Origin of the sequence: Pseudomonas sp. M5 (assembly GCF_016907075.1) — a bacterium.
Taxonomy (GTDB): Bacteria; Pseudomonadota; Gammaproteobacteria; order Pseudomonadales; family Pseudomonadaceae; genus Aquipseudomonas; species Aquipseudomonas putida_E.
Map to the genome: position 1 here is coordinate 2,925,190 of NZ_JAFBBH010000001.1, position 13,850 is coordinate 2,939,039.

At 57.3% G+C, this 13,850-nt stretch carries 8 protein-coding genes, 2 tRNA genes and 2 rRNA genes; 5 read left to right on the plus strand and 7 right to left on the minus strand.

Features of this window, described 5'->3' with window-relative positions; genetic code table 11:
• Window positions 1-33: 33 nt before the first annotated feature.
• The 6 genes from JOE27_RS13355 to JOE27_RS13380 form a co-directional block, all read right to left on the minus strand.
• A 23S ribosomal RNA gene (locus JOE27_RS13355) occupies window positions 34-2,925 on the minus strand.
• Between the two features lie 236 nt (window positions 2,926-3,161).
• Window positions 3,162-3,237 (minus strand) — tRNA-Ala (locus JOE27_RS13360).
• A 6-nt stretch (window positions 3,238-3,243) separates the two neighbouring features.
• Window positions 3,244-3,320 (minus strand) — tRNA-Ile (locus JOE27_RS13365).
• Window positions 3,321-3,397: 77 nt separating this feature from the next.
• A 16S ribosomal RNA gene (locus JOE27_RS13370) occupies window positions 3,398-4,934 on the minus strand.
• The 16S and 23S rRNA genes sit together here with 2 tRNA genes alongside, the layout of an rRNA operon.
• 559 nt (window positions 4,935-5,493) lie before the next feature.
• Entirely contained in the window at window positions 5,494-6,987 is a 1,494-nt protein-coding gene (locus JOE27_RS13375; protein WP_119687806.1) for a CoA-acylating methylmalonate-semialdehyde dehydrogenase, read from the minus strand.
• Window positions 6,988-7,060: 73 nt separating this feature from the next.
• The gene (locus JOE27_RS13380) at window positions 7,061-8,407 is read right to left on the minus strand and encodes an aspartate aminotransferase family protein (RefSeq protein ID WP_115273819.1); all 1,347 of its coding nucleotides are present in this window, start codon (window positions 8,405-8,407) and stop codon (window positions 7,061-7,063) included.
• Window positions 8,408-8,525: 118 nt separating this feature from the next.
• Between JOE27_RS13380 and JOE27_RS13385 the strand changes: the two genes are divergently transcribed.
• The 5 genes from JOE27_RS13385 (at window position 8,526) to JOE27_RS13405 (ending at window position 12,894) form a co-directional block, all read left to right on the plus strand.
• Window positions 8,526-9,443 (plus strand): LysR family transcriptional regulator, encoded by a 918-nt coding sequence (locus tag JOE27_RS13385; protein WP_012316368.1) that lies wholly within the window; start codon window positions 8,526-8,528, stop codon window positions 9,441-9,443.
• A 90-nt stretch (window positions 9,444-9,533) separates the two neighbouring features.
• Window positions 9,534-10,196 (plus strand): TetR/AcrR family transcriptional regulator, encoded by a 663-nt coding sequence (locus JOE27_RS13390; RefSeq protein ID WP_046787871.1) that lies wholly within the window; start codon window positions 9,534-9,536, stop codon window positions 10,194-10,196.
• Between the two features lie 9 nt (window positions 10,197-10,205).
• Window positions 10,206-10,790, plus strand: coding sequence for a YigZ family protein (locus JOE27_RS13395; protein WP_119687807.1), 585 nt, complete (start codon window positions 10,206-10,208; stop codon window positions 10,788-10,790).
• A gap of 363 nt (window positions 10,791-11,153) precedes the next feature.
• Entirely contained in the window at window positions 11,154-11,840 is a 687-nt protein-coding gene (locus JOE27_RS13400) for an SDR family oxidoreductase (RefSeq protein WP_115273817.1), read from the plus strand.
• A 106-nt stretch (window positions 11,841-11,946) separates the two neighbouring features.
• A complete protein-coding gene (locus JOE27_RS13405; RefSeq protein ID WP_119687808.1) occupies window positions 11,947-12,894 on the plus strand; it encodes an adenosine deaminase in 948 nt (315 codons plus the stop codon).
• 18 nt (window positions 12,895-12,912) lie between these two features.
• Here the strand turns inward: JOE27_RS13405 and JOE27_RS13410 are convergent, their stop codons facing one another.
• Window positions 12,913-13,620 carry a helix-turn-helix transcriptional regulator gene (locus JOE27_RS13410; protein ID WP_046787867.1) on the minus strand — a complete coding sequence of 236 codons (708 nt, stop codon included), beginning with the start codon at window positions 13,618-13,620 and terminating at the stop codon, window positions 12,913-12,915.
• Between the last annotated feature and the right edge of the window lie 230 nt (window positions 13,621-13,850).

A 13,850-nucleotide genomic window follows, 5' to 3' on the forward strand; every position in this document is an offset into this window, starting at 1 on the left:
ACAATCTGCAGAAGCAAATTGCTTGGGTGTTATATGGTCAAGCCTCACGGGCAATTAGTATTGGTTAGCTCAACGCCTCACAGCGCTTACACACCCAACCTATCAACGTCGTAGTCTTCGACGGCCCTTTAGGGGATTCAAGATCCCAGTGAGATCTCATCTTGAGGCAAGTTTCCCGCTTAGATGCTTTCAGCGGTTATCTCTTCCGAACATAGCTACCCGGCAATGCCACTGGCGTGACAACCGGAACACCAGAGGTTCGTCCACTCCGGTCCTCTCGTACTAGGAGCAGCCCCTCTCAAATCTCAAACGTCCACGGCAGATAGGGACCGAACTGTCTCACGACGTTCTAAACCCAGCTCGCGTACCACTTTAAATGGCGAACAGCCATACCCTTGGGACCGGCTTCAGCCCCAGGATGTGATGAGCCGACATCGAGGTGCCAAACACCGCCGTCGATATGAACTCTTGGGCGGTATCAGCCTGTTATCCCCGGAGTACCTTTTATCCGTTGAGCGATGGCCCTTCCATACAGAACCACCGGATCACTAAGACCTACTTTCGTACCTGCTCGACGTGTTTGTCTCGCAGTCAAGCGCGCTTTTGCCTTTATACTCTACGACCGATTTCCGACCGGTCTGAGCGCACCTTCGTACTCCTCCGTTACTCTTTGGGAGGAGACCGCCCCAGTCAAACTACCCACCATACACTGTCCTCGATCCGGATAACGGACCTGAGTTAGAACCTCAAAGTTGCCAGGGTGGTATTTCAAGGATGGCTCCATGAGAACTGGCGTCCCCACTTCAAAGCCTCCCACCTATCCTACACAAGCAAATTCAAAGTCCAGTGCAAAGCTATAGTAAAGGTTCACGGGGTCTTTCCGTCTAGCCGCGGATACACTGCATCTTCACAGCGATTTCAATTTCACTGAGTCTCGGGTGGAGACAGCGCCGCCATCGTTACGCCATTCGTGCAGGTCGGAACTTACCCGACAAGGAATTTCGCTACCTTAGGACCGTTATAGTTACGGCCGCCGTTTACCGGGGCTTCGATCAAGAGCTTCGCTTGCGCTAACCCCATCAATTAACCTTCCGGCACCGGGCAGGCGTCACACCCTATACGTCCACTTTCGTGTTTGCAGAGTGCTGTGTTTTTAATAAACAGTCGCAGCGGCCTGGTATCTTCGACCGGCATGAGCTTACGGAGCAAGTCCTTCACCCTCACCGGCGCACCTTCTCCCGAAGTTACGGTGCCATTTTGCCTAGTTCCTTCACCCGAGTTCTCTCAAGCGCCTTGGTATTCTCTACCTAACCACCTGTGTCGGTTTGGGGTACGGTTCCCAGTTATCTGAAGCTTAGGAGCTTTTCTTGGAAGCATGGCATCAACCACTTCGTCGCCTAAAGGCAACTCGTCATCAGCTCTCGGCCTTGAGATCCCGGATTTGCCTAAGATCTCAGCCTACCACCTTAAACTTGGACAACCAACGCCAAGCTGGCCTAGCCTTCTCCGTCCCTCCATCGCAATAACTGGAAGTACAGGAATATTAACCTGTTTTCCATCGACTACGCTTTTCAGCCTCGCCTTAGGGACCGACTAACCCTGCGTCGATTAACGTTGCGCAGGAAACCTTGGTCTTTCGGCGTGCGAGTTTTTCACTCGCATTGTCGTTACTCATGTCAGCATTCGCACTTCTGATACCTCCAGCAAGCTTCTCAACTCACCTTCACAGGCTTACAGAACGCTCCTCTACCGCATCACCAAAGGTGATACCCGTAGCTTCGGTGCATGGTTTGAGCCCCGTTACATCTTCCGCGCAGGCCGACTCGACTAGTGAGCTATTACGCTTTCTTTAAAGGGTGGCTGCTTCTAAGCCAACCTCCTAGCTGTCTAAGCCTTCCCACATCGTTTCCCACTTAACCATGACTTTGGGACCTTAGCTGACGGTCTGGGTTGTTTCCCTTTTCACGACGGACGTTAGCACCCGCCGTGTGTCTCCCATGCTCGGCACTTGTAGGTATTCGGAGTTTGCATCGGTTTGGTAAGTCGGGATGACCCCCTAGCCGAAACAGTGCTCTACCCCCTACAGTGATACATGAGGCGCTACCTAAATAGCTTTCGAGGAGAACCAGCTATCTCCGAGCTTGATTAGCCTTTCACTCCGATCCACAGGTCATCCGCTAACTTTTCAACGGTAGTCGGTTCGGTCCTCCAGTCAGTGTTACCTAACCTTCAACCTGCCCATGGATAGATCGCCCGGTTTCGGGTCTATACCCAGCGACTAAACGCCCTATTAAGACTCGCTTTCGCTACGCCTCCCCTATTCGGTTAAGCTCGCCACTGAATATAAGTCGCTGACCCATTATACAAAAGGTACGCAGTCACCTAACAAAGTAGGCTCCCACTGCTTGTACGCATACGGTTTCAGGTTCTATTTCACTCCCCTCTCCGGGGTTCTTTTCGCCTTTCCCTCACGGTACTGGTTCACTATCGGTCAGTCAGTAGTATTTAGCCTTGGAGGATGGTCCCCCCATATTCAGACAAAGTTTCTCGTGCTCCGTCCTACTCGATTTCATTGATAAGCGATTTTCGTGTACGGGGCTATCACCCACTATGGCCGCACTTTCCAGAGCGTTCCACTAATCTCAAACCAACTTAAGGGCTGGTCCCCGTTCGCTCGCCACTACTAAGGGAATCTCGGTTGATTTCTTTTCCTCAGGGTACTTAGATGTTTCAGTTCCCCTGGTTCGCCTCTTGCACCTATGTATTCAGTACAAGATACTCAGCTTGTGCTGAGTGGGTTCCCCCATTCAGAGATCTCTGGATCACAGTCTGTTTGCCGACTCCCCAAAGCTTATCGCAGGCTACCACGTCTTTCATCGCCTCTGACTGCCAAGGCATCCACCGTATGCGCTTCTTCACTTGACCATATAACCCCAAGCAATCTGGTTATACTGTGAAGACGACATTCGCCGAAAATTCGCATGTTGCTCTTCCGAGCAGAACTCACAAATTTTACCTTAGCCTGATCACACACCAGTGAAAGTGCATGTCAGTCTATTTCTATCACATATCCGAATTTTTAAAGAACGATCTGACAAAAGCCAGAAATCAACATTCGATGCGAATGCTCATTTCTGAGTTTGATCAAGGTACAGCAGAAGTGGTGGAGCCAAGCGGGATCGAACCGCTGACCTCCTGCGTGCAAGGCAGGCGCTCTCCCAGCTGAGCTATGGCCCCGCATATTGGTAGGTCTGGGCAGATTTGAACTGCCGACCTCACCCTTATCAGGGGTGCGCTCTAACCAACTGAGCTACAGACCTATATAGGGTCTTGATCGTCTTCGACAATGAATCAAGCAATTCGTGTGGGAGCTCATCAGCAGGCTGATGTCGTCGATTAAGGAGGTGATCCAGCCGCAGGTTCCCCTACGGCTACCTTGTTACGACTTCACCCCAGTCATGAATCACACCGTGGTAACCGTCCTCCCGAAGGTTAGACTAGCTACTTCTGGTGCAACCCACTCCCATGGTGTGACGGGCGGTGTGTACAAGGCCCGGGAACGTATTCACCGCGACATTCTGATTCGCGATTACTAGCGATTCCGACTTCACGCAGTCGAGTTGCAGACTGCGATCCGGACTACGATCGGTTTTGTGAGATTAGCTCCACCTCGCGGCTTGGCAACCCTCTGTACCGACCATTGTAGCACGTGTGTAGCCCAGGCCGTAAGGGCCATGATGACTTGACGTCATCCCCACCTTCCTCCGGTTTGTCACCGGCAGTCTCCTTAGAGTGCCCACCATAACGTGCTGGTAACTAAGGACAAGGGTTGCGCTCGTTACGGGACTTAACCCAACATCTCACGACACGAGCTGACGACAGCCATGCAGCACCTGTGTCAGAGTTCCCGAAGGCACCAATCCATCTCTGGAAAGTTCTCTGCATGTCAAGGCCTGGTAAGGTTCTTCGCGTTGCTTCGAATTAAACCACATGCTCCACCGCTTGTGCGGGCCCCCGTCAATTCATTTGAGTTTTAACCTTGCGGCCGTACTCCCCAGGCGGTCAACTTAATGCGTTAGCTGCGCCACTAAAATCTCAAGGATTCCAACGGCTAGTTGACATCGTTTACGGCGTGGACTACCAGGGTATCTAATCCTGTTTGCTCCCCACGCTTTCGCACCTCAGTGTCAGTATCAGTCCAGGTGGTCGCCTTCGCCACTGGTGTTCCTTCCTATATCTACGCATTTCACCGCTACACAGGAAATTCCACCACCCTCTACTGTACTCTAGCTTGCCAGTTTTGGATGCAGTTCCCAGGTTGAGCCCGGGGCTTTCACATCCAACTTAACAAACCACCTACGCGCGCTTTACGCCCAGTAATTCCGATTAACGCTTGCACCCTCTGTATTACCGCGGCTGCTGGCACAGAGTTAGCCGGTGCTTATTCTGTCGGTAACGTCAAAACACTAACGTATTAGGTTAATGCCCTTCCTCCCAACTTAAAGTGCTTTACAATCCGAAGACCTTCTTCACACACGCGGCATGGCTGGATCAGGCTTTCGCCCATTGTCCAATATTCCCCACTGCTGCCTCCCGTAGGAGTCTGGACCGTGTCTCAGTTCCAGTGTGACTGATCATCCTCTCAGACCAGTTACGGATCGTTGCCTTGGTGAGCCATTACCTCACCAACTAGCTAATCCGACCTAGGCTCATCTGATAGCGCAAGGCCCGAAGGTCCCCTGCTTTCTCCCGTAGGACGTATGCGGTATTAGCGTTCCTTTCGAAACGTTGTCCCCCACTACCAGGCAGATTCCTAGGCATTACTCACCCGTCCGCCGCTGAATCAAGGAGCAAGCTCCCGTCATCCGCTCGACTTGCATGTGTTAGGCCTGCCGCCAGCGTTCAATCTGAGCCATGATCAAACTCTTCAGTTCAATACTGCTTGGGTTTTTAAGAAACCCTAAACTTGGCTCAGCAATCTCAAATGACTATGTGATTTCTCGCATGGTCACTTGTGATGCTGATAATCTTTCTGACTATCAGTCCGTACTCACAAGCACCCACACGAATTGCTTGATTCGATTTGTTAAAGAGCGTTTGGTTAAGAGCTTTTCGTCTCAACCGAGGCGCGTATTCTACGCTTTCCTCAGAGCCTGTCAAGCGTTTATTTTGAAGTTTTTTGCGAGAAACTCGTTTAGCTTCAAACACTTGGCTCGCTGCGATCTCTCGTAGCGGGAGGCGAATCATACAGCGTTTAGAAGCGCTGTCAACCACCATTTCACCGCTATCGATCAGGCGATCGAAGCACCACCAGCACCACCTGGATTAAGCAACTCTTTGAATTTCAAGGAGTTTCTCGTTCCGACTACGCTGGAAGTGGGGCGCATTATAAGGGGATTCGAACGCCCGTCAAGGCTTAATTTCAATAAACCTTGATATCGCCTAAAACAAAGCGGGGAGGCCTGTCGGCCTCCCCGCTTCGCTTCTCACGCTTTAAAGGCTAGGGAAGGCAAATTGCGACGCCTCATGGCTCGCACGCTGCGGCCAGCGCTGGGTAATCGCCTTGCGACGGGTATAGAACCGTACCCCATCCGGGCCATAAGCATGCAGGTCGCCAAACAGCGAGCGCTTCCAGCCACCAAAGCTGTGGTACGCCACAGGCACCGGCAGCGGCACGTTCACACCAACCATGCCCACTTCGATCTCGTCACAGAACAGGCGTGCCGCCTCACCATCACGGGTAAAGATACAGGTCCCGTTACCATACTCGTGATCATTGATCAGCTGCATGGCCTGCTCCAGGCTGTTCACACGCACCACGCACAGCACAGGGCCGAAGATCTCTTCTTTATAGATGCGCATCTCTGGCGTCACCTTGTCGAACAGGGTGCCACCCACGAAGTAGCCGTCTTCATTACCCGCCACACGGAAACCACGGCCATCCACCACCAGCTTGGCGCCAGCAGAAACACCGTCATCGATGTACCCCACTACCTTGTCACGGGCAGCAGCAGTCACCAGCGGCCCCATGTCCAGGCCGCACGAGGTGCCGGCACCGATCTTGAGCGCCTTGATCTGCGGCTCCAGCTTGGCGATCAGCGCATCGGCAACCTGGTCGCCCACACACACCGCCACCGAAATAGCCATGCAACGCTCGCCGCACGAACCGTAGGCAGCGCCCATCAGTGCGCTGACGGCGTTGTCCAGGTCGGCATCCGGCATCAGCACTGCGTGGTTCTTCGCGCCACCCAAGGCTTGCACGCGCTTGCCGCGCTTGGTGCCTTCGGCATAAATGTACTCGGCGATCGGGGTCGAGCCAACAAAGCTCAGCGCTTTCACTTCCGGCGCCTCGATCAGCGCGTCCACAGCTTCCTTGTCACCGTGCACCACGTTGAGGATACCCTTGGGCAGGCCGGCCTCCAGCAGCAACTGGGCAATGTACAAGGTCGAACTCGGGTCACGCTCGGACGGCTTGAGGATAAAGGCGTTACCGCAAGCGATGGCCAACGGGTACATCCACAGGGGGACCATGGCCGGGAAGTTGAACGGCGTAATACCGGCGACCACGCCCAGCGGCTGGAAGTCGGACCAGGCATCGATGTTCGGGCCGACGTTACGGCTGTATTCACCCTTGAGCACCTCAGGCGCTGCGCAGGCGAACTCGACGTTCTCGATACCGCGCTTGAGTTCGCCTGCCGCGTCTTCCAGCGTCTTGCCATGCTCTTCGCTGATCATCTGCGAGATGCGTGCTTCGTTCTGCTCCAGCAGTTGCTTGAAGCGGAACATCACCTGGGCACGCTTGGCCGGCGGGGTGTTGCGCCAGGCCGGGAATGCAGCCTTGGCAGAGTCGATCGCTTCCTGAACGGTCGCGCGGCTGGCCAGCTCGACCTTGCGTACTGCCTGGCCAGTGGACGGGTTGAAGACATCGGCGGTGCGCTCACCCTTGGAAACCAGCTCGCCGTGGATCAGGTGCTGAACAATGCTCATGCAAAACTCCAGATAAAGAAGGTTGATGCTGGCGCGCAAACAGCTCACGCGCCTTACGTCAGAATCGGAAAGATCAGTCGATCTTGTTCAGCGCTTCACCGACCGCGTCGAACAGACGGTCCAGTTCCTGCGGCTGTGTATTGAACGTTGGGCCAAACTGCAAGGTGTCGCCGCCGAAGCGCACGTAGAAGCCGGCTTGCCACAGCTTCATCGCGGCTTCATACGGACGGACAATGGCATCGCCATCGCGGGCAGCGATCTGGATCGCGCCGGCCAGGCCGTAGTTACGGATATCGACGACGTTCTTGGTGCCCTTCACGCCGTGCAACAGCTTCTCGAAGTGCGGCGCCAGCTCGGCGGCGGACTGCACCAGATTTTCCTTCTGCAGCAGGTCCAGCGCGGCGATACCGGCGGCACAGGCTACCGGGTGGGCCGAGTAGGTATAGCCGTGCGGGAATTCCACAGCGTATTCCGGGGTCGGCTGGTTCATGAAGGTCTGGTAGATCTCGCTGCTGGCGATTACCGCGCCCATCGGAATGGCGCCGTTGGTGACCTGCTTGGCGATGCACATAAGGTCAGGGGTCACGCCAAAGGCCTCGGCCCCCGTCATCGCACCCATGCGGCCGAAGCCGGTGATCACTTCGTCGAAGATCAGCAGAATATTGTGCTGGGTGCAGATTTCACGCAGGCGCTTCAGATAGCCCTTCGGCGGCGGCAGTACACCAGCCGAACCCGCAAGCGGCTCGACAATAACAGCAGCGATGTTCGAAGCATCGTGCAGTTCGATCAGCTTGAGCATTTCATCAGCCAGGGCGATGCCGCCCTCTTCCGGCAGGCCTTTGGAGAAGGCATTGACCGGCAGCACAGTGTGCGGCAAATGGTCGACGTCCAGCAGCTGGCCAAACATCTTACGGTTGCCGTTTACGCCACCCAGGCTGGTACCAGCGATGTTCACACCGTGGTAACCACGGGCACGGCCAATGATTTTGGTCTTGGTGGCCTGGCCCTTCAGGCGCCAGTAGGCGCGGACCATCTTCAGCGCGGTATCGGCGCACTCGGAACCGGAGTTGGTATAGAAGACGTGATTCAGGTCACCGGGGGTCAGCGCGGTGATCTTCTCGGCCAACTGGAACGAAAGCGGGTGACCGAACTGGAAGGCAGGGGAGTAATCCAGGGTGCCGAGCTGACGTGCAACCGCTTCGGTGATTTCCTTGCGGGTATGCCCGGCACCACAGGTCCACAGGCCCGACAAGGCATCGAAGATCCTGCGCCCTTTGTCATCGACCAGGTAATTGCCTTCGGCCGCCACGATCAGCCGTGGGTCGCGATGGAAATTGCGGTTGGCGGTGTAAGGCATCCAGTGCGCATCCAGCTTGAGCTGGCTTGCGATACCGGCAGGAGCGGTCTCGGGCATGTTCATCGGCGGTTCCTCGAAAAACGAATAGGCAACGATGGATGTTGTTGCAGCTAAATTCGCACGTGGATAAAGTCTGAAAAAGACTACATTTCTAATCTTCAGGTAGCGCAAGACTAAACTTATGAGCCGACGTCCCGACCCACTCGCCCAAGTCAGCGATTTCGACATCCGCCTGCTGAAGATCTACCGCAGCGTGGTCGAGTGCGGCGGCTTCTCGGCTGCCGAAAACGTGCTGGGCATTGGCCGCTCGGCCATCAGCCAGCAGATGAATGACCTGGAGCAACGCCTGGGCCTGCGCCTGTGCCAGCGTGGCCGCGCCGGTTTTTCGCTGACCGAGGAGGGCCGCGAGGTCTACCATTCGGCGCTGCAACTGCTCAGCGCGCTGGAAACCTTCCGTACCGAAGTCAACGGCCTGCACCAGCATCTGCGCGGGGAGCTGAACATCGGCCTGACCGATAACCTGGTGACCCTGCCGCACATGCGCATCACCCATGCATTGGCCGAACTCAAGGATCGCGGCCCCGAGGTGCGCATCCAGATCCGCATGATCGCCCCAAGCCAGGTCGAGCAGGGTGTGCTCGATGGCAGCCTGCATGTCGGCGTGGTGCCGCAGACCAGCCCGCTATCCGGCCTTGAGTACCAACCGCTGTACAGCGAACGCTCGCTGCTCTATTGCGCGGTTGGCCATCCGCTGTTCTATGCCGACGATCAACAGATCGACGAAGCCCGCCTCAACAGCCAGGAGGCGATCGCTCCGACCTTCCGCTTGCCCGCCGAAATTCAGGCCCATTATCAGGCCCTGAACTGCACCGCCAGCGCCTCGGACCGTGAGGGCATGGCATTTCTGATCCTTACCGGCCGCTACATCGGCTACCTGCCCGACCACTACGCCACGTTCTGGGTTCAGCAAGGTCGCCTGCGCGCCCTCAAGCCCTCGCAGCGCTTCTATGACCTGAGCCTGAGCTGGGTAACGCGCAAGGGCCGGCGGCCGAACCTGGTACTGGAAAGCTTCCTTGAAAGCCTGGCTGCGACACGCTGATGCCTGCTTGTGACGCTAATGCTTGTTACTTGAGCGCAGGAAGGTAATCTTGTCCGACATCCGTTGCCACAGACCTGTACGGAATCGTCCATGACCCTAGAAGTCCCTGCGCATCGCCTATCCGCCTCGGGCAAGCCCGCTGGCCGCATCCGCCAGAAGAACGAACAGGCCATCATCCAGGCCGCCGAAGACGAGTTCGCCCGCCATGGCTTCAAGGGCACCAGCATGAACACCATTGCGCTGAAGGCCGGTTTGCCCAAGGCCAACCTGCATTACTACTTCACCAACAAGCTCGGCCTGTACATTGCCGTGTTGAGCAACATCATCGAGCTCTGGGACAGCACCTTCAACGCCTTGAGCGTTGATGACGACCCCGGTGCTGCGTTGAGCCATTACATCCGCACCAAGATGGAATTCTCCCGGCGCAATCCGCAAGCCTCGCGGATCTTCGCCATGGAGGTGATCAGCGGAGGCACTTGCCTGACCGAGTACTTCAGCGCCGACTACCGCGAGTGGTTCCGGGGCCGGGCGGCGGTGTTCGAGGCCTGGATCGCGGCAGGCAAGATGGACCCGGTAGACCCGGTTCACCTGATATTCCTGCTATGGGGCAGCACCCAGCACTATGCCGACTTCGCCACCCAGATCTGCCAGGTGACCGGCCGCAGCCGCCTGACCAAGCAAGACATGGAAGATGCGAGCAACAACCTTATCCACATCATCCTCAAGGGGTGCGGCATCGCGCCGAGTGCCTGACATCGACTTATGCCTTCTACCCTGCTCGACCTCTGCGAGTTTCGCGAGGAAATCCGCAAAAGCCGCTTCATTACCCTCGCCGGCCCGATATCCAGTGCCGCCGAGGCGATGGGTTTCATTGAACGCCATAGCGACCCGGCTGCCACGCACAACTGCTGGGCCTGGAAGCTGGGCGGGCAATACCGCAGCAGCGATGACGGCGAACCCGGCGGCACGGCCGGCAGGCCAATCCTGGCTGCTATCGAAGCCCAGGACTGTGACCAGGTCGTGGTATTGGTGATCCGCTGGTACGGCGGCATCCAGCTAGGCACCGGCGGCCTGGCCCGGGCTTATGGTGGCGGTGCCAACAAGTGCCTGCAGCAGGCGCCGAAAAGGCTGCTGGTGCAACGCAGCGAGTACCGCTGCAGCTGCAGCTTCAGCGAACTGGCCCTGGTCAAACTGCGCCTGGCAGAAGTCGACGCGTTGGTGCTGGAAGAACGATTCACCGCCAACGGGGTGGATCTGCACATTGCGGTAGGCGAAGCACACATCGGCGCGCTGCAACAGCAACTGGCCGACCTCAGCCGCGGGCGCATCCTCTTGGAAGCCTGCTGACCTTTGCCCACAACAACTGTGGGCCTGCCTGTGGATAAGCTTGGGGCACTCTGATGCAGGCCACGCCCATCAAGGCCTGCAGAGCATTGAGCGTTTTTTGATCACTGCATGATGAAAAGCTCGACCCGCTGAGCTGTCAAGAGTTATCCCCAATCGTCAAGCGTATAACACTACGGCCGCTTGGTAGTTTGCACACATTAACTGTGGAATAGCCTGTGGATAACCCGTTAGCCAACAAGCGAAGCACCCGGGCGCACACAGCCAAACGCCGTTGCTCATTTCTTGACCAGTGTTGATGCGGCGCATGACGCCAGGCTGAAGTATGCTCAAATCCTTTTCTTCTACCGCGACAGGAATGCTCCTATGACCACTCCACGAACTGCCCTCATCATCGGCGCCTCCCGCGGGCTTGGCCTTGGCCTGGTGCAGCGCCTTCACGAAGATGGCTGGAACATTACAGCCACGGTGCGTGACCCGCAAAAAACCGGCGCACTCGGCGAAGTGCCTGGGGTGCGCGTCGAGCAGCTGGAAATGAACGACACCGCACAGCTCGATGGCCTGAAGCAGCGCCTGCATGGCGAAGTCTTCGACCTGGTGTTCGTCAATGCCGGCGTCATGGGGCCGCTGCCGCAGGACCTGGAAACCGTGCAGCGCAGTGAAATCGGCGACCTGTTCATGACCAACGCCGTGGCGCCGATCCGCGTCGCCCGACGCCTGGCCGGCCAGGTGCGTGAAGGCTCGGGCGTGTTGGCGTTCATGAGCTCGATCCTGGGTAGCGTGACCATCCCCGACGGTGGCGAGGTCTGCCTGTACAAGGCCAGCAAGGCCGCCCTGAACTCGATGATCAACAGCTTCGTGGTCGATCTGCAGCGACCTGGCCTTTGCGTATTGGCCATGCACCCGGGTTGGGTAAAGACCGACATGGGCGGCGAGAACGCCGAAATCGACGTGCTCACCAGTACCCAAGGCATGCTCGAACAGATCAAGGCGCAAAGCGGCAACGGCGGGCTGCGCTTCATCAACTACAAGGGCGAATCGCTGGTCTGGTGAGTTGAACCTGATCAGTGGTTGAAACAATGCAGGGCCAGGCCGGGCGCAATGCCCGGCCTGGCCCTGTAGAATGGCGGCAACCGTACCTGATTTGAGAACACCCACTATGTATGAATGGTTGAACGCCCTGCCCAAGGCTGAACTGCACCTGCACCTGGAAGGCTCACTGGAACCCGAGCTGCTGTTCGCCCTGGCCGAGCGCAACAAGATCGCCCTGCCCTGGAACGACGTCGAAGCCCTGCGTAGCGCTTACGCCTTCAACAATCTGCAGGAATTCCTCGACCTTTATTACCAAGGTGCGGACGTGCTGCGCACTGAGCAGGACTTCTACGACCTGACCTGGGCCTACCTGCAGCGCTGCAAGGCGCAGAATGTCATCCACACCGAACCGTTCTTCGACCCACAGACCCACACTGACCGTGGCATCCCGTTCGAAGTGGTGCTCAATGGTATCAACCAGGCACTCAAGGATGGTCGTGAGCAGCTGGGTATCAGCAGCGGCCTCATCCTGAGCTTCCTGCGCCACCTGAGCGAAGAAGAAGCACAGAAAACCTTGGACCAGGCCCTGCCCTTCCGCGACGCGTTCATCGCGGTAGGCCTGGACAGCTCCGAGAAAGGCCACCCGCCGAGCAAGTTCCAGCGCGTCTTCGACCGTGCCCGCAGCGAAGGCTTCGAGGCCGTGGCCCACGCTGGCGAGGAAGGACCACCCGAGTACATCTGGGAAGCCCTCGACCTGCTCAAGATCAAGCGCATCGACCATGGCGTGCGCGCCATGGAAGACGAGCGCCTGATGCAACGCATCATCGACGAGCAGATCCCGCTCACCGTGTGCCCACTGTCCAATACCAAACTCTGTGTGTTCGACCACATGAGCCAGCACAACATCCTCGACATGCTCGAGCGCGGCGTGAAAGTGACCGTGAACTCGGATGACCCCGCCTACTTCGGCGGCTACGTCACCGAAAACTTCCATGCCTTGCACACTCACCTGGGCATGACCGAAGACCAGGCTCGCCGCCTCGCGCAGAACAGCCTGGACGCACGGTTGGTCTGACCGGACACGGCGTTGCGGTTACCCCACCTGCAACGTCGGAACGCGGGCAATGCGATTGATCTGCTGAATCCCCAGGGCCGAGATCTGCAATGCCCGCGTATTCTCGGCCTCACGTATCCATCCCGATTGCAGGAACAAGGTGAGCAAGGCCTGCCCCAGGCTACCGCCAAGATGAGGCCCCTGGTCGCTCCACTCATTACAGTGGCAGATCACGCAACCGCGCTGCTGCTGAGGTGCCAGTGCATCGATATAGACGCCAATGCTTGCCAACTGCGCCCGGCCCTTCTCACTGACCATCATCTGATGCACGCTGCCCTCCAGCCAGCCTGCTACCACCAATCGGTGATAGAGCTCACCGGCCAGCTCGCCGCCCAGGTGATCAGCGCAGCGACGCGCCCGGCGCATCGACATTGGCATCGGCAGCGGCTTGGCCTGCGCGCCCCTGTCATTACCCAGTTGCACACTGGCCAAGGCTTCTACGGCTGCGCCCACCTGGGGCGTCGCCAGCCGGAAGTAACGCTTGCGACCGCGCGCCTCAAGCCTGAGCAGGCCTGCCGAAGACAGCAATGACAAATGGGCGCAGGCCGAGGAGGAGGTCAACCCAGCCATCATCGCCAGCTCATCGGTCGGTCGCGGCGTGCCATCAATCAGCGCCCACAACATGGCGCTCCGCTTGGGGTCGGCCATCAGGCCGGCAATCTGACTGATACTGCTGACTGTATTCATGTCCCTTTAACTCCCTGCAAGATCACATCTGAATTCCAATGGCCAACATTGGCAACGCCGATTGCCCCCTAGCTGCTACCGGCCTGGCACCGGGGTCAGTATAAGCCGCATGAAAGCCCGCTCTAGCAGCCGTGCAGACAGACCTGTGGGTCAAAGGGGGATGGGTAGGGCAACCCTTGATCCATTGAGATAGGCGAACGGCCCCCGCCTCAGTTTTAGGTGACAGGCAT

Bases quoted from the DNA above. Each gene is read 5' to 3' on its own strand.
- JOE27_RS13405 (WP_119687808.1), top strand. From the start codon at position 11,947: ATGTATGAATGGTTGAACGCCCTGCCCAAGGCTGAACTGCACCTGCAC.
- JOE27_RS13400 (WP_115273817.1), top strand. From the start codon at position 11,154: ATGACCACTCCACGAACTGCCCTCATCATCGGCGCCTCCCGCGGGCTT.
- JOE27_RS13380 (WP_115273819.1), bottom strand. From the start codon at position 8,407: ATGAACATGCCCGAGACCGCTCCTGCCGGTATCGCAAGCCAGCTCAAG.
- JOE27_RS13410 (WP_046787867.1), bottom strand. From the start codon at position 13,620: ATGAATACAGTCAGCAGTATCAGTCAGATTGCCGGCCTGATGGCCGAC.
- JOE27_RS13390 (WP_046787871.1), top strand. From the start codon at position 9,534: ATGACCCTAGAAGTCCCTGCGCATCGCCTATCCGCCTCGGGCAAGCCC.
- JOE27_RS13375 (WP_119687806.1), bottom strand. From the start codon at position 6,987: ATGAGCATTGTTCAGCACCTGATCCACGGCGAGCTGGTTTCCAAGGGT.
- JOE27_RS13385 (WP_012316368.1), top strand. From the start codon at position 8,526: ATGAGCCGACGTCCCGACCCACTCGCCCAAGTCAGCGATTTCGACATC.
- JOE27_RS13395 (WP_119687807.1), top strand. From the start codon at position 10,206: ATGCCTTCTACCCTGCTCGACCTCTGCGAGTTTCGCGAGGAAATCCGC.